Below are 21,975 nucleotides of genomic sequence, written 5' to 3' on the forward strand. Positions count from 1 at the left end.
CATCCAGTCGCGGTTTCACTGTCGCTGACCAATTTGGCGCGCGAAATCGAGCACCCAGTCGGAATCAGTGCGCAAGTTGATCACCCGAGCGCGAGCCCTGCGCAACTCATGCATAACCTTTTCATGATGCGCGCTTGCCTGTGCTGCGTATTCTCGGCGAGTTTTGTCGTTGATATTAAGCTCAATCGTCTCGCCTGTAGCAGAATCCGCCATAACGACGGGTCCCTCACCCGGCAGTGCTTCATCAGCGGGGTCGACAAGCCGAATGGCCATAATCTCCGTTGAAGCGGACGCTACGCGCAGCGCTCGCGACCAATCAAGAGGGCCCAAGAAATCCGAGATGATAACGAGCAGCCCCGCACGTGGTGCCTGCGTCATAACAGTGTCGATATCTGCGGCAAGGTTGTGCTCCACAGTGGTTTCAGCCAGCTTCTTCAGCAGCATCAAACTGTGAGCACGGCCTTGGCCAGCGGGCACAATCGTGTCACCGGCAATCAATCCGGTGCGAGACCCCGGAGCGTCGTTAAGCAAACTGATTGCGCCGGCAGCGGCGGTGAGTAAATGGCGTTTCGTGGTGTCTGCCAGCCCCGTCGATAGTCGTGCGGAGGGCTCGGCGACAATCCAGCATTCCAGCTCCCGCTCAGCCTCGGCGGTGCGGACATGTGGCACACCGGTACGGGCGGTCACGGCCCAATCCATTCGGCGGACGTCATCGCCGATGACGTATTCGCGAGCGGCATCGGGCTCGGAGCCTTCGCCGGTGGCGGTAGACAGGAAGCTACCGCGAAGAAGTCCATTGAGTTTGCGCGTAACTGTCAGTTCCAGATACGCCAGGACGCGAGAGAGATCTTCATCTCTGGCAGCCATTAGGAGGCGGTGTCCTGTGTCGACGTCTCGTTCGCGCCCTGGGGAAGGCGTACGCGGGAAAGAACAATGTCGATAATGCGCTCTGGAGTGACGCCGTCTGCCAGGCCCTCATAGGAAAGGACCAGGCGGTGGCGCAGAACGTCGGGAAGCACGGCGACGACATCGTCGGGCACAACGTAGTCGCGACCGGAAAACAGTGCGTGAGCACGAGCGGCGGCGACAGCGCCCAGTGTGGCGCGAGGAGAGGCGCCGTAGGACAGCCAACGGTCGACATCGGTGAGCTCCGCGCGCATGGGATTGCGCGTGAGTTCGACGACCGCGACGATGTAGTCAATCAACGTGTGGTGGACAAAAACTTCGCGAGTGGCCTGCTGCAACTCCTCTACCCGCGCAGGCGTGAGAATCTGCTGCGCAGTCGGCGGAGTGGCACCCATTCGGTAGACAATCTCCCGTTCCTCAGCAGGAGTGGGGTAGCCCACCAGAACCTTGAATAGGAAGCGGTCTCGCTGTGCTTCTGGCAGCGGATAAACGCCCTGGTTTTCAATCGGGTTCTGCGTGGCCAGCACCAAAAACGGCTCTGGCACGGGAGAGGTATTTCCCGCAATTGACACCTGGTGCTCTGCCATGACCTCCAGCAGTGCGGACTGAACCTTGGCCGGCGCACGGTTAATCTCATCCGCCAGCACAATGTTCGCCATCACAGGACCGGGCTCCACAATGAACTCCGAGGTGTCCTGGCGAAAAATACGGGTACCGACAATATCTGACGGCACCAAATCCGGGGTGAACTGAATGCGGGAGTACGACCCACCCATGACCTTCGCAAATGTCGACACCGCGAGAGTCTTTGCCACACCTGGCACGCCCTCGAGGAGGACGTGACCGCCGGCGAGCATGGCGATGAAGAGCTGCTTAGTCAGATGCTCCTGCCCGACCACGACTTTCCCAAGCTCGGCATAGGCGCGCTCAAGATCGGCGTGGGCGGTGGGCGTTGGGTAGGTCACTGAAAAACCCTCTCACAGGTCGGTCCCCCGACCACTAAAGGTGCGGAGTTAGGAATTAGACGAGTCGGACAACGTTCGGTGTCATTCCGTTATAACGGACTGGCGAAATCTTAACCACCGAGCCGGACTGCGGAGCCTCAATCATCTTGCCATCGCCCAGGTAAATTGCGACATGCCCGTGACCATTCGGTCCCCAGAACAGCAGGTCACCGCGCTTCATCTGCGAGGCCGGGTAGTGAGTACCGCGCTGGTACTGGTAGCCGGTGTAGTGCGGAAGGGTGATGCCCACTGCAGCGTATGCGTAGAGGGTCAGACCCGAGCAGTCGAAACCAACCTTGTTGTAGTCGCCGTGAGCATCGGCCACGCCGCCGTCACGAATACCCTTGGTCGGACCGTTGGCGTCACCGCCGCCCCAGGCGTACGGAACGCCCAGCTGACTCATTGCACGGGCAATAACGGTCTCGACCTTCTGGCTCGACGATCCCGACGTGATCTGTCCCGTCTCCGGGTTCGTCGGCGTTGCCGTCTGTGCCGGGGTTCCGCTTGACGACGAGCTGGAGTCGCTCGACGATTCCGAGGACTCGGTCTCCGAGCTGGAGTCAGAGCCAGTGGAATCGGAGGAATCGGACTCAGTGGAGTTGGACTCGCTGTCGCTGGAATCGGTCGATTCGCTGTCGGACGAGTCAGACGAGCCGGTAGTGCCGGTCGTGCTGGAAGTACCCGTGGAACCGGTCGAGTCCGTCGACTCGGAGTCAGAGTCGGACTCGGAGGAACCGGATGCAGAAGAGTCAGAGGCGGTGGAGTCAGTCGAGTCCGAAGTGACCGCGGCCTGCTTCTCCTTGGCCTCCTGGCGTGTCTTTGCAGCAGCCTCTTCCGCTGCCTTCTTTGCAGCGGCGTCCTCAGCTTCCTTACGAGCCTGTTCGCTCTCGTAACTCTGGCGCTGTTCATTGAGCTCGTTGACAGCGTCGCGAGCTGCCTCCAGAGAGGCCTTCGCAGCATCGCGGTCAATCTGAGCCTGCTGGTAGTCAGCCTGCTCCTTCTGCAGCTCCTGATTAGCCTGCGAGTAAGCGTTCTCGGCGTCGGTATGACGCTGGTCTGCAGTAGTCTCAGCTTCCTCCGCCTGCGTGCGCTTGTCACGCAGGGCGGATTCTTCGTTTGCTGCCTGGGTACGGCTCTTATCCAGCGAGTCAACTGTCTGTTCTTGACGGTCTGCCTCGCGGCGGAGTGCCGACATGCGGTTGATGGCTTCCGATGCGCCCTTTGCGCCCTCGAGAATAGAACCGCTGGAGCGACCCTGGCGCATGATGGTGCGGGCGAGGTTATTGAACTCGCTCTGCGCACGAGCGAGCTCGGTGCGGGACTTGTCCAGTCGGCCGCGAGCCTCGTCGACGGCCTTGCGGGCACGGTCGGCAGCCTGACGGGCAGTTTCAAGGTCGACCATTGCCTTGTTGACGTCCTCGCGCAGGGTGCCCATACGCAATTCGAGGGATGCAACACGACGCTCGTTGGCAGTCACCTCGATGACCAGGGACTGCAGGTACGACTCTGCGTTATCCGCAGTCTCACGAGCCTGGCGGATCTGGGCGTCGCTCGGGTTTACAGGTTGCGCCACGGCCACCTGTGAGTTGGTTGCCAAAAGGCCTGCCGTGATGACGCCGGCAATTGGACGTGTCCAATAAGATGCACGGGACTTGCGATTACTCGGCACCGTGTAACTCCTACTTATCTCCTATGGGGTGCGTTAAAACTCCCGGACTCGAAACCAGCGACTTCCCCATCGTTGGATAGCAATCCGGTGTTGCTCAGTCACTTGGAAGAACAACAACGGCTTTAACACGAATTTTCTTTAGTCAATACTGGACACTTGAGTCCACTACTGACATCACGAAGAACTTTACGGGTCAATAAGCTCTAAAAAAACATAAGTAACAAAATCAACACTGCTATCTCATTTTGTAACCGTTTCGTTACATGTCCTGGCCAGCAGTTATGGGATAGCTGTAAATTGTGTGTGAATTATGTCACTAATGTGAACATCTTCGGCGTGTCGCGTTGGTGATGACATGATTCCCGATAATTGCATTAAAAAAGAGTCAAGGCGTAAACCTTGCCTCGGTGCTGTTGCGGGGTGTTGCAGTGGAAAGCGTCGTAATTGGTTATGGTGCCAGCTGTTGCATTCTCGGTCCTGCAACCAATTTTTGGGGCATGGTGTGGTCGCTGCGGCCGTCGTGAAGCAAGCCCCTAAGCCGAGGGGCGAGTTCGTAGCCAGTAAAACGTCAAGCCGACGAATGTGGCGACGATAATAAGGCCGACGATGATGCTGTACATGGTCCACGGGACGACGTATTCGGTGAGATTGGCGAGAAGCAGATCGAGCCCCTTGGGGTAGTCGCGCGGGATTTCCATCATGCTGTGCTCCGCGTTGGCGATGGCGGCACGGGAGAAATCCTCTGAGGCGACACTGACATTGCCCGGCGAGCGGACAATAGTTGTTCCGCCAATCTGATCGACGACCTGTCGTGCAAAGGAAAAGGCATCAACGTCCTCCGGTTCGCCATCGATATAGATGACGTTGAGGTTTTCCACTCCCCGATTCGCGGCATCGTCAACAATTGGCTGAACTGCTTCGCGCAGCTGCTCGTTGGCCGTAATGATGTTGTCATTGTGCAGCTTGGCAACAGCCTCGTTGACACTGAGGTCATCTAAGTACAATTCCTCTGCCATTGTCGTTTACTGCCTTCCCGGGGGTTGGTTCTTTTAAATGGTGTGCTTGATGTGCACGCCTCATGCGCGGTCAACGCATATACGCTCTCTATATAATGCGTGTTTTTTCTGCGAACGGGGGTAGCCGGTATCGGCGTGCCGCAGGGAATCTACATACAGAACGTTCGTACTGTTATGGTTAAACGCAGGGACGGTAACGCTTCCTTGTAAACATGCGGGCGGAGGTAAATGCCCCGCTTCGTGATTATTGCTTTAATTGGTTGATAAGGGGCGGCGTGATCGCACCTGTGCCTTGTGGAGAGCCGTATTCGAGTGCAGGCTTCTCCGCTGAAGGCGACAACTCACCCGAATAGAAATGGAGCTGACTGTGGCTGAAAGCAAGAATTCTTTCGATGCCCTGCGCAAGCTCGAGGTCGGCGATAAGTCGTATGACTACTTCGCCCTCGATGCCGTGCCGGGTATGGAGAAGCTGCCGTACTCGTTGAAGGTTCTCGGTGAGAACCTCCTTCGCAACGAGGATGGCGCCAACATTACTGAAGAGCACATCAAGGCTGTCGCCAACTGGGTTCCGTCGGCTGATCCGTCGATCGAGATTCAGTTCACTCCGGCTCGCGTGATTATGCAGGACTTCACCGGTGTCGCCTGCATCGTCGACCTGGCTACCATGCGTGAGGCTGTTAAGACTCTGGGCGGCGACCCGGATCAGGTCAACCCGCTCAACCCGGCTGAGATGGTCATCGACCACTCCGTCATCATCGAGGCTTTCGGTAGCGAAGACGCTCTGGCCAAGAACGTTGAGATTGAGTACCAGCGCAACGACGAGCGCTACAAGTTCCTGCGTTGGGGCACCGGTGCTTTCTCCAACTTCCGCGTTGTTCCTCCGGGAACCGGTATTGTCCACCAGGTCAACATCGAGTACCTGGCCCGCGTTGTCTTCGAGAACAACGGCCTGGCATACCCGGACACCTGTGTCGGTACCGACTCCCACACCACCATGCAGAACGGCCTGGGCATCCTGGGCTGGGGCGTCGGCGGCATCGAGGCCGAGGCTGCAATGCTCGGCCAGCCGATTTCCATGCTTATCCCGCGCGTTGTCGGCTTCAAGCTGACTGGTGATATCCAGCCGGGCGTTACCGCAACCGACGTTGTTCTCACCGTTACCGACATGCTGCGTCAGCACGGCGTCGTCGGCAAGTTCGTTGAGTTCTACGGCGCTGGCGTCTCCAAGCTCCCACTGGCTAACCGCGCAACCATCGGTAACATGTCGCCGGAGTTCGGCTCCACCGCCGCTATCTTCCCGATCGACCAGGAGACCATCAAGTACCTGGCACTGACCGGCCGCGACCAGGAGACCCTGGACCGCGTCGAGGCTTACGCCAAGGCTCAGGGCATGTGGCTGGACGAGAACACCCCAGAGGTCGAGTACTCCGAGTACCTCGAGCTGGACCTGTCCACCGTTGTTCCGTCCATCGCTGGCCCGAAGCGCCCGCAGGACCGCATCGAGCTGTCCTCCGCTAAGGAGCAGTTCCGCAAGGATCTGCACAACTACTCCGACGGTGAGGTCAAGGAGACCGTTAAGGCTTCTGCACCGGACACCGAGCTGGCTGCGGACTACAACGAGTCCCGCGAGGGCCACGGCGAGTCCGCTGCTGAGGACGCACAGGGTCGTCCGTCCTCCCCGATTACCGTCACTTCCCCGAAGGGCGGCGAGTACACCCTCGACCACGGTATGGTCGCTATCGCTTCCATCACCTCCTGCACCAACACCTCGAACCCGTCCGTCATGGTCGGCGCCGGTCTGTTGGCACGCAAGGCAGTCGAGAAGGGCCTGACCGCTAAGCCATGGGTCAAGACCATTTGTGCTCCGGGCTCCCAGGTCGTCAACGGTTACTTCAAGCGCGCTGACCTCTGGAAGGACCTCGAGGCTCTGGGCTTCTACCTGTCCGGCTTCGGTTGTGCAACCTGTATCGGTAACTCCGGTCCGCTGCCGGCTGAGATTTCCTCCGCCATCAACGAGGCTGACCTGGCTGCTACCGCAGTTCTGTCCGGTAACCGAAACTTCGAAGGCCGCATCTCCCCTGACGTGAAGATGAACTACCTGGCCTCCCCGATCCTGGTTATCGCATACGCAATTGCGGGCACCATGGACTTCGACTTCGAGACTCAGGCTCTGGGCAAGGACTCCGAGGGCAACGACGTCTTCCTGCGCGACATCTGGCCGTCCACCGAAGAGATTGAGGCCACCATCGAGGCTTCCATCTCCTCCGAGCTGTACGACGAGGACTACAAGGACGTCTTCGCAGGCGACGAGCGTTGGCAGAACCTCGAGGTTCCGAGCGGCAAGACCTTCGCTTGGGATGACAAGTCCTCCTACATCCGCAAGGCACCGTACTTCGATGAGATGGAAATGGAGCCGGCACCGGTTGCAGACATCAAGGGCGCTCGCGTTCTCGCAGCCCTGGGTGACTCCGTGACCACCGACCACATTTCTCCGGCATCGTCCATTAAGCCGGGCACCCCGGCTGCTCAGTACCTGGACTCCATGGGTGTTGAGCGCAAGGACTACAACTCCTTGGGTTCCCGTCGTGGTAACCACGAGGTCATGGTCCGCGGTACCTTCGCTAACATCCGTCTGCAGAACCAGCTGCTCGACGGTGTTACCGGTGGCTACACCCGTGACTTCACCCAGGAGGGTGGCCCGCAGTCGTTCATCTACGACGCTGCTATCAACTACAAGAAGCAGAACACCCCGCTGGTCGTCATCGGTGGTAAGGAGTACGGCACCGGTTCGTCCCGTGACTGGGCTGCTAAGGGCACCCTGCTGCTGGGCGTCAAGGCTGTCATCGCTGAGTCCTTCGAGCGTATTCACCGCTCGAACCTGATCGGCATGGGCGTTGTTCCGCTGCAGTTCCCGGAGGGCGAGTCCTGGAAGTCCCTGGGCATCGACGGTACCGAGACCTTCGATATCGCTGGCCTGGAGGAGCTCAACGAGGGCACCACCCCGAAGACCGTCAAGGTCACTGTCACCAAGGAAAACGGCGAGTCCTTCGACTTCGACGCTGTTGTCCGCATCGACACACCGGGTGAGGCTGACTACTACCGCCACGGCGGTATTCTGCAGTTCGTCCTCCGCAACATGATCAAGGGCAACTAATCCCCTTTGACTCGTGTGCGCTAGGGCTTGTTGCAAGCAGCGCATCTATCAGGCCGGTAGGTCGCTCTAGTCCGCGGGTTTAACCCCCACGGCTGGCGTCCTGCCGGCCTCGGTCTTATCTGCCCATAGCTGTTTGAGCAGGATAAGGATTGACTGACCTGCATTTTCAAGCTCTCGGGCGTCGCCATTAGGAGAGAGATTTCCCCATGCCAAAAGTGAGTAATCAGGATTTAGCTCAACGACGGCACGAGATTCTCGACGGCGCTCGGCAGTGTTTCGCAGAATACGGCTACGACGGTGCCACGGTCTCCCGCTTGGAAGCCGCTACCGGAAAATCCCGCGGAGCCATCTTTCACCACTTTGGCTCGAAGGAAGGGCTCTTTCTCGCGCTGGCGGAGGAAGATGCCGCCAATATGGCGAAAGTCGCGGAATCCTCCGGCCTAGTGGAAGTCATGAGGGACATTATCGCGCACCCGGAAAAGCATGAATGGCTGGGGACGCGGTTGGAAATTGCCCGCCGTCTCCGCTGCGATCCGGAGTTTAAGGAACGGTGGCTAGGCCACCAGGACCAATTGGATGAGGCCGTTGCCCATCGTCTGGCCCAGACCGCATCTTCGGGGTCGCTGCGGCAGGATTACTCCGCCCGCACTATGCAGCTTTTTCTCGAGTTGATGCTCGATGGCATCATTGTTCGTCTGGCATCTGGTCGCACTGTCGACGAATTGGATTCCGTGCTTGATCTGGTCGAGGACGCCGTCCGACGCAGGGACTAACTCAAACGGAAACTGGTGGGTTTTTCTACGCAGTTTCCGCCCGTGTCTCTGAGTCGCGGTGTGCTCATCACTTTCAGCTTTGCTACCTAAACTAACCCGCTCCGCGCCTCGTGTGGAGCGGGTTTTCGCATACCCTCTCCCCTGAATTCGGCGTGAAAATCGAGGGCAATGACGGTTTTTCGACTTAAATGGACTAAGCTGTCTATTTATGAATGTGGGTAAGTTTTTGTTGGTGGCACTGCGCCCCGCCGATGGCGCAGGACAAGCTGAGTATTTGGACTTCCTCGAGGCCACAGGCCTTGACCGTGAGTCCCTCGATTTATTCACCATCGATACCGTCGATGCCCAGTTGCCCGACCTCACTGCCTACAACGGCGTGTTCGTCGGCGGCAGCCCATTCAACATCACTGACTGGGAGCACTGCAGTCTGCAAAAACATTCGCACGATTTGCTTTACGACGTTCTGACGAGCCCTGTGCCCACAATGCTCATCTGTTACGGCGCCAGCTACACGGCCTTTACCTTCGGCGGATTGGTGGACCTCAAAGGTGGAGAGGTCGCAGGCAAAACTCGCGTAGAGCTTACCGAGGCCGCAGCTGGCGACCCCATTGCCTCCGCTCTGCCGCAGACCTTCTACGCATTGACCGGTCACAAGGAATCCGTTGCGGAGCTTCCCGCTGGCGCGACCCTGCTCGCATCTGGGCCGACCTGCGCGGTGCAGATGTATTCAATTGGGTCGAACAACTGGGTCATGCAGTTCCACCCCGAGATGAACGCGAAGGGATTGCTGCGTCGCATGTCCTTCTATACCGATGCCGGGTACTTTAAACCGGAAGAGGTCGATGCGATTCGCGCAATTGTGGAGGACGTCGATCTTTCAGCAGTTGCCTCTATCATTCCTCGGTTCATGGACGTGTGTCTGCACCCCACTGCGCACAGTGTCCTTGCCACCCATTAGCTTTTGAACGAAAATGACCGCCCCAACAATCCCTCACACACCAATTCCGCCCACTGACAGCGCCACTGGCCACTCCACGGCGCCCTTTTTGTTGCTTTCCACCCGTGGCGAGGACGCGGCCGCCCATGCCGAGCACCTCTCCTTTGCCCGCACCAGCGGGCTCGCTCCGGCGAAGCTTCATCAGTCTCATCGACGGCGGAAGGCGCTGCCGATCCGATTCTCACAGGCGTGCCGACGCAGTTTCACGCCATAGTATGCTTCGCAATTTCATCCGGAATTGGATGCCGACACGTTTGCGCAGCGTCTCCAGATTTATTCGAATCAGGGTTACTATCTACCCGGAACAGATCTCGAGGCAGTGGCTGCCGCGCGTCAATTGGATGTTGCCCGCAGCGGACGCATTTTGCGCAATTTCGCTCGACTCCACATTGCTCGACGGGACTGATGAACTCGAATTCATTGCGTATATAAGGAAAGTGATGGGCGCATGGCGCGATGGAACCCGGATTCGGCGCTTGCCGGGCAATCCCCGTCAATTGAAATGTCCGTGCTGCGGTCCGGCGCAATCATTATCGCTATTACCGGTTTATTGTGGCAAATAGAATCGGCTATTCGTTCAATACCGATTGAAGCTTTTTGGAATCATTGGTTCCCTTTTTCTTCGCTGCTCGTCCTCATACTCAGCGATATGTTCCTGTTGTGGGCATTTATCAACAATACTCACCGAGTATTAATTTCAGCGCTTCGGATGCCGATTTACATCATGTTGGTATTCCTCATGCTGGTATCGACATATGATGATTTGCCGCAAAATGAGATCGGAAATGCGCTGTGGTATAGCCCCTTTTCCGGTTTGGCGCTGGCGGCATTTGCCCTGACGGTGCCGCTGCATATAAGCCTGTCAGTCATGGTTTTTGTGCCGGGCCTAATTGCAGTGTTGAATTCCTGGCTACTTGGACACACGTTTTGGCTGGACATGCTTGCAGATGTCGGCTTCAACATTGTCAACACGTTCCCATTCGTGATTTTCGCCGGATCGGCTCGTCCCGTCGCAAAGCTCATTGACTACACGTACGAAAATTCCCGCAAGGTCAACGAGCGTGCGGAGCGGATGCGAGTGCGCGGCGAGGCGATGAGCAACTTTACCGCCTATGTGCACGACTATGTGCTGGCTGCACTTTCGGCAATCGGTAAGGGGTCTAAGATTGACTTTTCGCTCGATGAGCAGACTGGGCTCTTTTTCTCGCCACGGCAAACAGTCAGCGGACGGACATTTGCCGAATCTGTTCGTGCGCAGCTGATGTCTATCAGCCCGGATACTGCAGTCACTGTGGATGCCAGCTTAAAAAATGGTCCTGTGCGGCTGCCCGGCGAGGTAGCCAACACGTTCCTGCTGGCTGTTACTGAAGTGGCCAATAATGCTCAGCGCCATGCCGGCGTGGACGCGGAAAAGAAGTGCCTAATCCGTGTTGTGCCTGGAGAAGTCGTTATTGACTATCGAGACACCGGCTCCGGCTTTAACCCGGAGGAAACCGATCCGTACCGCGCCGGTATTCGGCTGAGCGTCAAGGGACGCATGGACGCCCTGCGCGGAGGCGAGGCAACTGTTGAATCCACGCCTGGAAAAGGTACGCGAGTAGCACTGAAATGGCATGGTAATACCTCTCCGGTCGACGAGGATGAATCTGTTGATTCTTCAGCGCAGACCACGTCAATCTATGACCTCATGGGTATGTCAATTGTCTTTTCCTGGCAATTCTATGGTGCAATTGTCGGCATCTTGCTCATTGTGCTCGTCAGTAACGAACAGCTCTATACAACCGCGGGGCAACTCAGTCTAGTGTTGGCAGCGTTAATCTTGGTTGTTCTAATGTATGGGCGCTATGAACAATTACCATTAAAACGCTCCGTTGGAATTGCAATTGGCATTGTTGCACTCGCGGTCATTGGTCTTTATCAGCCCATTCCGAACAATATGGAGTGGTCGTATTTCTGGCACTTCAGCGTGATTTCTTTTACCGCCGCGCTGTTGGCTATTCGCGGTCGGCCATGGATCGCTCTGCAGTCTGTGCTTGCCGGTGCCGTGGCCGTCGAGGTCTTCAAACTGTTTTCCTGGGTTCCGCAGGACGCTGGCCACAGCACAATTTCGGGTCTCGACTTGATTTTGCGGTCTGTCATGCTCGTCGCCGGTATCTTGACCTCCATCATGGTCGGCTTCCTCATGCGCACTGTTCCTCAGTCCATCGAGGACTACAATCGCGCTCTCTACGCCGCCGGTGCAGCTCAGGAGTACGAAACCAGCAGCCAGAGCAACTACGAATGGCTCCAGCGTCAGGTCGGCCCGGTTTTCAACGCCGCCGCCATGATGGATAAGCCCACCAAGCGTCTGCAGCTGCGTGCGCGATTGACAGAGCAACGCCTCCGCGACGTACTTCGCTCTCCTCGCCTCGATGACGAGTCACTCCATCAAGCCGTCTGGGACGCACGTGCGCGCGGCATCCAGGTTCGACTTCTCGACGACCGCAGGCACACACCGTTTGGGTCTGATGGTCCGGATGTTCGCGCTATTCCGCTTGTCGACGACGATGCTGCGGTAGCCAAATTGATGCCCCGCTTCCTCGAGTCAATCGACAATGCCGAACAGGGGGCAGTTACCATTCGACTGCTCCCACCCGGTAGACGTGCATTTGCATCAATTTCTGATGACAATGGAGTGCAAAGATTTGATGATTCCGGTGAAAGGATCGTGATGTCGCGTGAGTAGCGAAAGTGTTGACGGCATGGGTGATGCACCCTTCGACGTGTCTTCGCGGATTCACTCCGGTGATGTTGACGATCACGATGCCGATTCCGGACGCGTATTGCGCATCGCAGCTATCGATGATCACGCGCTTACCCTTCAGGGGCTGAAGACCCTGCTGAGCGCTGAGCCTGATTTTGAGTTGGTCGGTTGTTATCAGACGGTGCCGGAGTTGCTGGCTGACGTCGGAACCGACGATCGCCTCGATGCGGTGGTATTGGATTTGCGTCTGGCAGATCACTCTGACCCTGCTCAAAACGTCCTGTCATTGGAACTCGTCACCGATCATGTGCTCATCCTCTCGTCGGCCGAGAGTCCCTATCTTGTGCGCAAGGCTTTGCGTACAGGTGTGATGGGGGTGGTGCAAAAGACGGAATCGCCGGAGACCATTGTTGCTGCCGTTCGCCTTACCGCGCTTGGCAAGGGCGCTTTGACTACGGAGTGGGCCTCAGTTGTAGATTCCGATCCCCTGTTGGATTCGGTTGACCTCTCTGAGCGCCAGCGTGAGGTTTTGGAGCTCTATGCCTCGGGTGAATCCACCAAGCGTGTGGCATCGATGACTGGCCTGACGCCTAATACGGTGCTCGACTACCTGGGCCGTATCCGCGCCAAGTATGCGGCGGCCGGTCGTGCCGAAAATAGCTTGAACAAGTCGGAGATGTACCGCCTTGCACAGCAAGACGGCTACCTCCCTGGCCCGATGGACTTGTAAAAGAGCTAGGCCAATTCAACCAGTTCCATGTAGTCATCGCTCCAGAGGTCTTCCGTGCCGTCGGGAAGCACGATGACGCGCTCGGGCTCTAGCGCCTTAACGGCACCGGGGTCGTGCGTGACCAGCACGACCGCACCGGTGTAGGTGCGAAGTGCATCGAGGACCTGCTCGCGGGATTGCGGGTCTAGGTTGTTCGTGGGCTCGTCGAGAAGCAGGACGTTCGCGCGGGAGCTCACCAGCGTGGCCAGTGCCAGGCGGGTCTTCTCACCGCCGGAGAGCGTGCCCGCCGGCTGCTCCAGCTTGTCGCCGGAGAACATAAAGGCACCCAGCAAACTGCGCAGTTCTGGCTCATTGACATCCGGGCAGGCGTAGACAGTGTTTTCCCACACGGTTTTGTCCGGGTCGATGGTGTCATGCTCCTGTGCGAAGTAGCCGATGCGCAGACCGTGGCCGGAGACAATGCCGCCTTCGCCGTCGGTGCGCTCCACTCCTGCGAGCAGCTTCAACAAGGTTGTCTTACCAGCACCGTTGAAACCGAGGACAACAACGCGGGAGCCCTTGTCAATGGCCAGGTCAACGCCCGCAAAGACCTCGAGTGAGCCGTACATTTTGGTCAGCCCCTTGGCATTGAGCGGGGTTTTGCCACACGGTGCCGGTTCCGGGAATGAAATGTGAGCGACCTTGTCCTCGACCCGCACTTCGTCGAGGTTATTCATCATGCGGTCAGCGCGAGCGACCATTTGCTTGGCTGCGCGTGCCTTCGTGGCCTTGGCGCCAAGCTTTTCGGCCTGCTTGCGCAGTGCACTGGCCTTCTTTTCCGCATTGGCAAACTCGCGACGACGGCGTGCCTCATCAGTGGCGCGAGCCGACAGGTAATTCTTCCAGCCCATGTTGTACACATCGGCCTCAGCACGCACGGCATCGAGGAACCAGACCTTATTACACACGGCCTCCAGCAGTTCGACATCGTGCGAAATCATAATCAGGCCACCCTCGTGATTTTTCAGGAAATCACGCAGCCACGAGATCGAATCTGAATCCAGGTGGTTCGTCGGCTCGTCGAGAAGCAAGGTCGTAGCGGACTTACCCGAGCCTTCGGTGGCGGCGAAGAGAATCTGCGCCAGCTCCACACGACGGCGCTGACCGCCCGAGAGCGTCTTCAACGGCTGATCGAGAATGCGAGCCGGCAGCCCCAGCGCGTCGCAGATGCGGGCGGCCTCTGCGTTTGCCTCGTAGCCGCCGAGGTCGTGGTAGCGCTCCTCCAGACGCGAAAACTTGCGAATCGCCGCATCGCGCTTGGTATCGGTCGTCGCAGTTTCCATAATCTCCTGCTGACGATCCATGCTGCGGCGAATCTGATCCAGACCACGGGCCGACAGCACACGATCGCGCGCGGAGATATCAATGTTGCCCTCGCGGGAGTCCTGCGGCAGATAGCCAATCGAACCCGAGCGAGTCACGGAACCGCCATACGGCTCAGTTTCCCCCGAGAGAATTCGCATGGTTGTGGTCTTACCGGCACCATTGCGCCCGACCAGTCCAATCCGGTCTCCCGGCTGGACGCGCAGCTGCTCACCCGGCGCAGTAAGCAGGGTACGGGCTCCGACGCGGACTTCAAGGTCATGGGTAACAATCACGAACGAGTAGCCTACCAGTTATGAGCAATTTTCCCGTGACCGCCTCCGTCGTCGGCCTCGGGCCTGCCGGCCGCATCGCCGCACACCGTGCCGCCGCACGAGGCTGGGACGTCACCGCCTTCGACCCCGCCGGCGGCAAACTGCCCTCCACCATCGGCATCTGGTGCGACCAACTTCCCGACTGGGCGCCTGCAGATTTCCTCTCCGCCACATTTCAGCCCAGCGTCATTCTCGCCGATGGCAGCGCACGTACCCTTAACCGCAGCTACGGAGTAATTAATAAGGAATCACTCGACGCGCTCGGCGGTTTTTCAGTCGAACGCCGCATTCTCCAACCGGCCGACTCCGGCAGCGACACCGACATCACGGTCGTCACCACCGGTGCCGCACACGCCGCAGTTGGTCCGCGCGGTCAGGTACGTCAACTCGCCATTGGGCACATTTTTTCGCTTGACGACGTCCCCAGCGGCTCTCGCCGCCCCGTGCTCATGGACTTCACACCGGCTGAGCCGCATTCCGCTCAGGACGAACCAGCGAGTTTTTCCTATCGTATTGCGTTGGATCACTCGACATTCCTTATCGAAGAGACCATTCTTGCTACCCCCGTCGACATCATTGAGGGGCGAGCCGATGACACCGCGCTGCTTCAGCTGTTGCGCAGGCGGCAGAGCGCAAGATTGGCAGCCCTCGGGGTAGACGAAAAGTGCGCTTTAGATGAGGAAGTCGTCTCCTTCTCGCTGCTGGCAAAGCTACCTGGTCACAGCTGGAAACCGCACAAGCCGCGGGTAGCGCTTTTCGGCTTTGCCGGCGGATGGATGCACCCTGCCACTGGGTACTCTGTCGGCGCGGTACTTGCGGACTGCGACAGGTTTCTCACGCAGCTGGAATCGGAGCGCGCGGGATGGGCAGGGGCGCGGTGGACGTCGTTAAGCAGCGCGTTGACAAGCGGGTTTAGCGATTCGCGCCATCGTGTACAGCGCTGGTTGCGGGAGCGGGGGCTCTCGGCATTGCTCGGATTCAACGCGCAGCAGACGGCGGAGTTCTTCGACGCGTTCTTCTCGCTGCCGGACGACGACGTGTTTGCGTATTTGATAGGTACTTCCCCACTTCTTACGCTGCGAACCATGGCGAAGGTGGCAAGGCCGCTTGCGCGGATAAGCCCGTGGACGTGTGCGTTGCTGATGGGAGGGTTCCTTCGAGGCCCTGCCAGCTGGCGCTTTCGTGGTGGACAAACTGACAAGGGTGCCAACTTGTGGGGTAACACCAACAGTCATGGGCAGTGAAGCTTTTGTGTTCTCAGGTGCTCTAAAGCTTATGATTGATGAATGACTTCGACGCAAACTGAGGGAACTTCCTCTCACGAGCACAAGCTTCAGCGCAGGCTAAGAGCTCGTCACCTCAATATGATCGCCATCGGCGGTGCCATTGGTACTGGCCTGTTTGTCGCCTCCGGTGCGACCATTTCTACTGCAGGCCCGGGCGGTGCCCTGGTGGCTTATGCGCTTATCGGCATCATGGTGTGGCTGGTTATGCAGTCACTCGGTGAGATGGCCGCATACTTGCCAGTGCCCGGTTCCTTCCAGGAATACGGCCGACGTTACGTTTCTGAGTCCTTCGGCTTTGCCATGGGCTGGAATTATTGGTTCAACTGGGCAATTACCGTTGCCGCCGAGCTAGTGGCCGCAGCACTTGTGATGCGCTACTGGTTCCCAGATGTGCCGTCGATTGTGTGGTCGGCGCTCTTCCTAATTTTTTTGTTTGGTCTCAACGCGCTGTCCGCGCGTGCCTTCGGTGAAGGTGAATTCTGGTTCGCCACCATCAAGGTCATCACCGTTGTGGTGTTCCTCATCCTCGGTGTGGCCATGATTTTCGGCATCATGGGCGGCGAATCCCCAGGCTTTTCCAACTGGACTGTTGGCGATGCGCCCTTTGTTGATGGCGGTATGGGTCTGCTGGCCGTCTTCGTTGTTGCTGGTTACTCCTTCCAGGGCACCGAGATGGTCGGCGTTGCAGCCGGTGAGGCGGAAGATCCGGAGCGCACCATTCCGCGTGCCATCCGCACTATTTTCTGGCGCATCCTGCTGTTCTACATCGGCGCGATTGCCGTTATTGGTTTCCTGATTGCCTACACCGATCCAAACCTGCTGAACGCCGCTGAGGACAACATTGCGGTGTCGCCATTTACCCTGGTCTTTGACCGCGCCGGCATCGCGATTGCCGCTGGTCTCATGAATGCCGTCATTTTGACTTCGGTGCTCTCTGCCGGTAACTCGGGCATGTACGTGTCCACTCGTATGCTGTTTTCCCTGGCGCGTCAGGGACACGCGCCTCGCTACTTCGGCAAGCTCGCCGGCCACGGTATTCCGCTGCGTGCGCTGATTGCGACCACCATTGTCGGTATGGCTGGCTTTATTACTTCCCTGGTTGGCGACGGCGCTGCCTACACCTTCCTGCTGACGCTGTCGGCGCTGGCCGGATTTATTACCTGGTTTGGTATCTCCTACAGTCACTACCGTTTCCGCAAGTGTCTGAAGGCCCAGAACATTCCGCTGGATTCCCTTCCCTACCAGGCCAACTTCTTCCCCGCCGGCGCCATTCTGGCACTGATTATGTGCTTGTTTGTGGTCGCTGGCCAGGCACTCGAACCGATTCGAACCGGTGAGAATCTCTTCGCGATTTTGACGCCGTACCTGGGTATTCCGGTCTTTATCCTCCTGTGGTTCATCCATAAGAAGGCCACTGGCTCCAAGCTCATTGATCCGGCCGAGGCAGATATGAGCCGCGAATAGGACGTAAGCCGCAAATAGCCCCGGATCCAACACAAAACCTAGCTCCCACGACTTGAACCATTAGTCGAAGACAAAAAGCGACCCCGAATCCGCATCACAAGTGCGGTACGGGGTCGCTTTTATGTATGGCAACTATATCTGCCAACGAAAAAGGCGCTTGGCCGACGAGCAAGAAACTCGTCGTCAAGCGCCTTTGATGACAGCCCTGAGACTGCCGTGACAGATTGCCTAGACGGAGAAGCCCAGGGCGCGCATCTGCTCGCGGCCTTCCTCGGTAATCATGTGCGGACCCCACGCCGGGGACCAGACCCAGTTGAGACGGAAGTCGCGCACGCCCTCGACCTGCATAACCTCGTTGGCGGTCTGGTCGGTGAGCATATCCGTCAGCGGGCATGCCGGCGACGTCAGAGTCATGAAAATGACGGCGATATCGCCCTGCTCAATCCAGATGTCGTAGACGAGGCCGAGATCGACGACGTTGACGCCGAGCTCCGGGTCAACGACTTCGTACATTGCTTCCTCGACCTGGATAGCCAGTTTATTGTCAGCCTCAGTCTGGGCTGGAGGCTCTGGCACCGTCATGGACTCGTACGGATCCGGCTCTTCAATCGGGGCACCGGTAATCATGGCATCCTCGTCGGCCGGGTTCGGCTGTGCGGAGGTTTGAGCATTAGGTTCAGTCATGATGATGGCCTTCCTCGTCGGAGGTTACGGTGACGGTTGCGGTGCCGACACCATCGCCGTCGGCAGCCTTCGACAGTGCTTCGGCGGTCGCGGCCTGAAATGCCTTCCAGCCCAGCAGTGCGCACTTCACGCGAGCTGGGTACTTGGAGACACCAGCAAAGGCGATGCCGTCACCAATGAGATCCTCATCGCCTTCGATCTTGCCGCGGGAGGTGACCATGCGCTCGAACTCGGCGAGCTTTTCCATGGCTTCCTCGACCGGCTTGCCGACAATCTCCTCGGCCATGACAGAAGTCGATGCCTGCGAGATAGAACAGCCCACGGCGTCATAGGAGACGTCATCGACGACTGAGAGATCATCGTTCAATGTGACTCGAAGAGTCAGCTCGTCACCACAGGATGGGTTGACGTGATGCACTTCAGCGTTGAACGGCTCCCGCAGACCGGAGTGCTGCGGGTGCTTGTAGTGGTCCAGGATGACTTCCTGGTACATCTGCTCGAGCTTCATGTCCTTCTCCTTTCTTCAAACATGAGGTGTGAATTTTTAGCTTGATAGCTGGCGAGTGCCGGCCTAGTTACTGGTCAACACCAAAGAACTTCTGGGCGTACCGCACGGCGTCGGCAAGCGCCTGAACGTCCTCCTCGGTGTTGTAGATGTAGAAGGATGCTCGAGCTGTTGACTGAGCTTGCAGAATCTGGTGAATCGGCCATGCGCAGTGATGTCCGACTCGAATGCAGACTCCCTGGTCATCGAGAACCTGACCCAGATCATGTGGGTGAATCCCCTCAACCTTGAAAGCAATGGCGGAGCCGCGCTGGTCAGCGGTGGTCGGACCGACAATGGTGACACCATCGATTTCCTGCAGCTTTTCCAAGGCCAGCTCTGTGAGGCGGTGCTCATGAGCGGCGACCTTGTCCATGCCAATGCTTTCCAGGTACTTCACTGCTGCGCCCAGGCCCACGACCTGTGAGGTCATCATGGTACCGGCCTCGAAGCGCTGCGGAGGCGCTGCGAACGTGGTCTTTTCCATGGTGACGACCTCAATCATGGAGCCACCAGTTAAAAATGGTGGCAGCGCATCGAGGAGCTCGCGGCGGCCATAGAGAGCGCCGACCCCGTTGGGGCCCAGCATCTTGTGGCCGGAGAAGGCCAGGAAGTCCACGTCGAGTGCCTTGACATCGACCGGCATGTGCGGAACCGACTGGCAGGCATCGAGTACCACCAAAGCTCCGACCTCGCGTGCGCGACGCACCATTTCAGCGACATCGGTGACTGCACCGGTGACATTGGACTGGTGAGTAAAGGCCACGACCTTCGTCTTGTCAGTGAGCTCCAGCGAATCCATGTCGATGCGGCCGTCGTCGGTGACGCCGTACCAGCGCAACGTTGCACCGGTACGGCGGGCCAGTTCCTGCCACGGCACCAAGTTGGCGTGGTGTTCCAACTCGGTGACGACAATCTCGTCGCCTTCCTTGACCTGGTACTTCCCTGCGCGATCATCGCCGAGAACAAAAGCAACCGTGTTGAGCGCCTCTGTGGCGTTCTTGGTGAACACCAGCTCGTCGTAGTCAGCGCCAATGAACTTGGCGATGGCCTCACGAGCATCCTCGTAGGCATCAGTTGCTTCCTCAGCAATCTCGTATGCGCCGCGGTGCACCGGCGCATTGTGGTGAGTCAGAAACTCAACCTCAGCGTCGATGACCTGCTTGGGGCGCTGCGAGGTAGCACCAGAATCCAGGTAGACCAGCTTCTTGCCGTCGCGAACCGTGCGCGACAGAATCGGAAAGTCTTCGCGGAGTGATGGGCTTAGCAGTTCGGAATTAGGCATTGATGAACTTCTCGTAACCGTGCTCCTCCAACTCGTCAGCCAGCTCCGGACCACCGGAGGTAATGAAGTGACCGTCGTGGAAAACGTGGACGAAGTCCGGCTTCACGTAGTTAAGGATGCGCTGATAGTGGGTGATGATCATGATGCCGCCGTCGTTTTCTTCCTGGTAGCGGTTAATACCGTCGGAGACGATGCGCAGGGCATCGACGTCGAGGCCGGAGTCGGTCTCATCCAGGATGGCGAACTTCGGCTTCAGCAGGTCCAGCTGCAGAATCTCGTGGCGCTTCTTCTCGCCACCGGAGAAGCCCTCGTTGACCGAGCGCTCGGAGAAGGACGGGTCAATCTCCAGGTCAGCCATAGCTTCGCGGACTTCCTTGACCCAGTGGCGCAGCTTCGGAGCCTCGCCGCGCACTGCGGTGGCGGCCGAGCGCAGGAAGTTGGACATGGACACGCCGGTGACCTCAACTGGGTACTGCATTGCCAGGAAGAGGCCAGCGCGAGCGCGCTCATCGACGCTCATTTCAAGGATGTTCTGGCCATCGAGGAGAATTTCGCCCTCGGTGACTTGGTAACGCGGGTGACCTGCGATGGTGTAGCTCAGAGTGGACTTACCGGAGCCGTTCGGACCCATCACGGCGTGGGTTTCGCCGGAGTTGATGGTCAGGTTGACGCCCTTCAAAATCTTCTTCGGCTCGGCGGACTCGTCGGTCGGCAGCACCTGCGCGTGGAGGTTACGGATTTCCAAAGTGCTCATAGTGAAATCTTTTCCTTATTTCATAAGTTAGTGGCCCAGTGCCCCAGCAAACCTGGAGCTACAAGGCGAACAAGGGGTGAGAATGTAGATAAGCGGTTAGAAGCCAGCGGTGCTGAGCTCTTCGTCGACAAGCTCCTCGAGCTTCTCACGAACAGACTCCACCGGAATCAAGTTGATGACCTCGCTGAAGAAGCCACGAACGACCAGACGGCGAGCAGCCAGCTCCGGAATACCGCGCGAGAGCAGGTAGAAAAGCTGATCCTCGTCGAAACGGCCCACAGTAGCTGCGTGACCTGCACCGGCAATCTCACCGGTTTCAATTTCCAGGTTAGGAACGGCGTCGGCACGCGCGCCCTCGGTGAGCAGCAGGTTGCGGTTCAGCTCGTAGGTGTCGGTGCCGGTAGCTGCAGCGCGAATGAGCACGTCTCCCACCCAAGCGGTGCGAGCTTCCTCGCGGTGGTTTCCTTCCGGATCGCCCTGCAGCGCGCCCTTGTACATGACGTTGGAGCGGCAGTTGGCAACTGCGTGATCAACGAGCATGCGATTTTCGAAGTACTGACCAGCATCGGCGAAGTAGACACCGAGCAGCTCCACGTCGCCACCCGGCTCAGTGAATGCAACGCGCGGGACAATGCGGACAACCTCGCCGCCGAAAGTGGCGACTGCGTGACGCAGCGTGGCATCGCGACCAACGCGAACGTGGTGGGCAGAGCCATGAACGGCGTCATTGTTCCAGTTGACCATGGTTACAACGCTGAGCTTTGCTCCGTCGCCCAGGACGAACTCAACGTTGTCCGCGAACGTGCCGCTGCCACGGTAGTTGATAACGCACACTGCCTCGGCGTGAGCCTGCACATCAACGACGATGTGACCGTAGGCGACCTTGTCTTCGCCCGGACCATCAATGTTGATGACAACCGGCTCCTTGGCCACCGAATCCTTCGCGAAGGTGACAATGTGCGCTTCATCGAAGTTGGAAAACGCCTGAGCTGCCACTCGGTCCGTCGGGGCGCCGGCGCGGCCAAGGCGTTCGTCGTCACGCTTGACGACGTCCACAGCGACACCGTCCTGATCGCCAGTCTCAACCGAAATCGATGCTGGGACTGCATCGGCGGCAGTGCCGTCGTGGAGACCGCGCAGCTTACGCAGCGGGGTGAACTTCCACTCCTCATCCTTGCCGTGCGGTACTGCGAAATCCTCGACGTTGAAGGACGAGAACACGTCGCCCTTGTTGGCGAGCACGCGGCGGTTATGAGCAGCCTGGTTTTCGTTGTTGATAGTCGTAGTCAT

At 58.3% G+C, this 21,975-nt stretch carries 17 protein-coding genes; 7 read left to right on the plus strand and 10 right to left on the minus strand.

Features of this window, described 5'->3' with window-relative positions:
* Window positions 1–15: 15 nt before the first annotated feature.
* The 4 genes from Q4E11_RS00595 to Q4E11_RS00610 form a co-directional block, all read right to left on the minus strand.
* A complete protein-coding gene (locus tag Q4E11_RS00595) occupies window positions 16–867 on the minus strand; it encodes a DUF58 domain-containing protein (RefSeq protein ID WP_303162735.1) in 852 nt (283 codons plus the stop codon).
* Entirely contained in the window at window positions 867–1,871 is a 1,005-nt protein-coding gene (locus Q4E11_RS00600; RefSeq protein ID WP_303162736.1) for a MoxR family ATPase, read from the minus strand. The genes Q4E11_RS00595 and Q4E11_RS00600 overlap by 1 nt, the downstream gene beginning before the upstream one ends.
* A 55-nt stretch (window positions 1,872–1,926) precedes the next feature.
* Window positions 1,927–3,579, minus strand: coding sequence for a DIP1281 family NlpC/P60 protein (locus Q4E11_RS00605; RefSeq protein WP_368410389.1), 1,653 nt, complete (start codon window positions 3,577–3,579; stop codon window positions 1,927–1,929).
* A gap of 533 nt (window positions 3,580–4,112) precedes the next feature.
* Window positions 4,113–4,595 carry a DUF6676 family protein gene (locus tag Q4E11_RS00610; RefSeq protein WP_303162739.1) on the minus strand — a complete coding sequence of 161 codons (483 nt, stop codon included), beginning with the start codon at window positions 4,593–4,595 and terminating at the stop codon, window positions 4,113–4,115.
* A gap of 367 nt (window positions 4,596–4,962) precedes the next feature.
* Between Q4E11_RS00610 and acnA the strand changes: the two genes are divergently transcribed.
* From acnA to Q4E11_RS00635, 5 genes are all read left to right on the plus strand, one after another.
* Window positions 4,963–7,749, plus strand: a complete 2,787-nt coding sequence (gene acnA / locus Q4E11_RS00615) for an aconitate hydratase AcnA (protein ID WP_303162740.1) — start codon at window positions 4,963–4,965, stop codon at window positions 7,747–7,749.
* A gap of 206 nt (window positions 7,750–7,955) precedes the next feature.
* Window positions 7,956–8,522 carry a TetR/AcrR family transcriptional regulator gene (locus Q4E11_RS00620; RefSeq protein WP_303162741.1) on the plus strand — a complete coding sequence of 189 codons (567 nt, stop codon included), beginning with the start codon at window positions 7,956–7,958 and terminating at the stop codon, window positions 8,520–8,522.
* Window positions 8,523–8,730: 208 nt separating this feature from the next.
* Window positions 8,731–9,480: a glutamine amidotransferase gene (locus tag Q4E11_RS00625; protein ID WP_303162742.1), complete on the plus strand. Its 750-nt coding sequence runs from the start codon at window positions 8,731–8,733 to the stop codon at window positions 9,478–9,480.
* A gap of 487 nt (window positions 9,481–9,967) precedes the next feature.
* Window positions 9,968–12,244, plus strand: coding sequence for an ATP-binding protein (locus Q4E11_RS00630; protein ID WP_303162743.1), 2,277 nt, complete (start codon window positions 9,968–9,970; stop codon window positions 12,242–12,244).
* Window positions 12,237–12,992, plus strand: coding sequence for a response regulator transcription factor (locus Q4E11_RS00635; protein ID WP_303162744.1), 756 nt, complete (start codon window positions 12,237–12,239; stop codon window positions 12,990–12,992). The genes Q4E11_RS00630 and Q4E11_RS00635 overlap by 8 nt, the downstream gene beginning before the upstream one ends.
* 5 nt (window positions 12,993–12,997) lie before the next feature.
* Here the strand turns inward: Q4E11_RS00635 and Q4E11_RS00640 are convergent, their stop codons facing one another.
* Complete coding sequence (locus tag Q4E11_RS00640) at window positions 12,998–14,629, minus strand: ABC-F family ATP-binding cassette domain-containing protein (RefSeq protein ID WP_303162745.1); 1,632 nt, start codon at window positions 14,627–14,629, stop codon at window positions 12,998–13,000.
* A gap of 20 nt (window positions 14,630–14,649) precedes the next feature.
* Here Q4E11_RS00640 and Q4E11_RS00645 point away from each other — a divergent pair, with 20 nt between their 5' ends.
* Entirely contained in the window at window positions 14,650–15,912 is a 1,263-nt protein-coding gene (locus tag Q4E11_RS00645) for a lycopene cyclase family protein (protein ID WP_303162746.1), read from the plus strand.
* Between the two features lie 42 nt (window positions 15,913–15,954).
* Window positions 15,955–17,418 (plus strand): amino acid permease, encoded by a 1,464-nt coding sequence (locus tag Q4E11_RS00650; RefSeq protein ID WP_303162747.1) that lies wholly within the window; start codon window positions 15,955–15,957, stop codon window positions 17,416–17,418.
* Window positions 17,419–17,646: 228 nt separating this feature from the next.
* Here Q4E11_RS00650 and Q4E11_RS00655 read toward each other — a convergent pair whose 3' ends face one another.
* The 5 genes from Q4E11_RS00655 to sufD form a co-directional block, all read right to left on the minus strand.
* On the minus strand, window positions 17,647–18,102 hold the full coding sequence (locus Q4E11_RS00655; RefSeq protein WP_303162748.1) for a metal-sulfur cluster assembly factor: 456 nt from the start codon (window positions 18,100–18,102) through the stop codon (window positions 17,647–17,649).
* Window positions 18,095–18,610, minus strand: a complete 516-nt coding sequence (sufU, locus tag Q4E11_RS00660) for a Fe-S cluster assembly sulfur transfer protein SufU (protein WP_303162749.1) — start codon at window positions 18,608–18,610, stop codon at window positions 18,095–18,097. Before sufU ends, Q4E11_RS00655 begins: the two co-directional genes overlap by 8 nt.
* 67 nt (window positions 18,611–18,677) lie before the next feature.
* The gene (locus Q4E11_RS00665; protein WP_303162750.1) at window positions 18,678–19,931 is read right to left on the minus strand and encodes a cysteine desulfurase; all 1,254 of its coding nucleotides are present in this window, start codon (window positions 19,929–19,931) and stop codon (window positions 18,678–18,680) included.
* On the minus strand, window positions 19,924–20,685 hold the full coding sequence (gene sufC, locus Q4E11_RS00670) for a Fe-S cluster assembly ATPase SufC (RefSeq protein WP_303162752.1): 762 nt from the start codon (window positions 20,683–20,685) through the stop codon (window positions 19,924–19,926). Before sufC ends, Q4E11_RS00665 begins: the two co-directional genes overlap by 8 nt.
* Before the next feature lie 96 nt (window positions 20,686–20,781).
* Window positions 20,782–21,975 (minus strand): Fe-S cluster assembly protein SufD, encoded by a 1,194-nt coding sequence (gene sufD / locus Q4E11_RS00675; RefSeq protein WP_303162753.1) that lies wholly within the window; start codon window positions 21,973–21,975, stop codon window positions 20,782–20,784.

The organism is Corynebacterium sp. (genome assembly GCF_030532195.1).
Taxonomy (GTDB): Bacteria; Actinomycetota; Actinomycetes; order Mycobacteriales; family Mycobacteriaceae; genus Corynebacterium.

Excerpts from the sequence above, each read along its gene's own strand:
- Q4E11_RS00645 (WP_303162746.1), top strand. The coding sequence starts at position 14,650 with ATGAGCAATTTTCCCGTGACCGCCTCCGTCGTCGGCCTCGGGCCTGCC.
- Q4E11_RS00665 (WP_303162750.1), bottom strand. The coding sequence starts at position 19,931 with ATGCCTAATTCCGAACTGCTAAGCCCATCACTCCGCGAAGACTTTCCG.
- Q4E11_RS00630 (WP_303162743.1), top strand. The coding sequence starts at position 9,968 with ATGGCGCGATGGAACCCGGATTCGGCGCTTGCCGGGCAATCCCCGTCA.
- sufU (WP_303162749.1), bottom strand. The coding sequence starts at position 18,610 with ATGAAGCTCGAGCAGATGTACCAGGAAGTCATCCTGGACCACTACAAG.
- sufD (WP_303162753.1), bottom strand. The coding sequence starts at position 21,975 with ATGACTACGACTATCAACAACGAAAACCAGGCTGCTCATAACCGCCGC.
- Q4E11_RS00650 (WP_303162747.1), top strand. The coding sequence starts at position 15,955 with ATGACTTCGACGCAAACTGAGGGAACTTCCTCTCACGAGCACAAGCTT.
- Q4E11_RS00595 (WP_303162735.1), bottom strand. The coding sequence starts at position 867 with ATGGCTGCCAGAGATGAAGATCTCTCTCGCGTCCTGGCGTATCTGGAA.
- sufC (WP_303162752.1), bottom strand. The coding sequence starts at position 20,685 with ATGAGCACTTTGGAAATCCGTAACCTCCACGCGCAGGTGCTGCCGACC.
- Q4E11_RS00655 (WP_303162748.1), bottom strand. The coding sequence starts at position 18,102 with ATGACTGAACCTAATGCTCAAACCTCCGCACAGCCGAACCCGGCCGAC.
- Q4E11_RS00620 (WP_303162741.1), top strand. The coding sequence starts at position 7,956 with ATGCCAAAAGTGAGTAATCAGGATTTAGCTCAACGACGGCACGAGATT.
- Q4E11_RS00610 (WP_303162739.1), bottom strand. The coding sequence starts at position 4,595 with ATGGCAGAGGAATTGTACTTAGATGACCTCAGTGTCAACGAGGCTGTT.
- Q4E11_RS00625 (WP_303162742.1), top strand. The coding sequence starts at position 8,731 with ATGAATGTGGGTAAGTTTTTGTTGGTGGCACTGCGCCCCGCCGATGGC.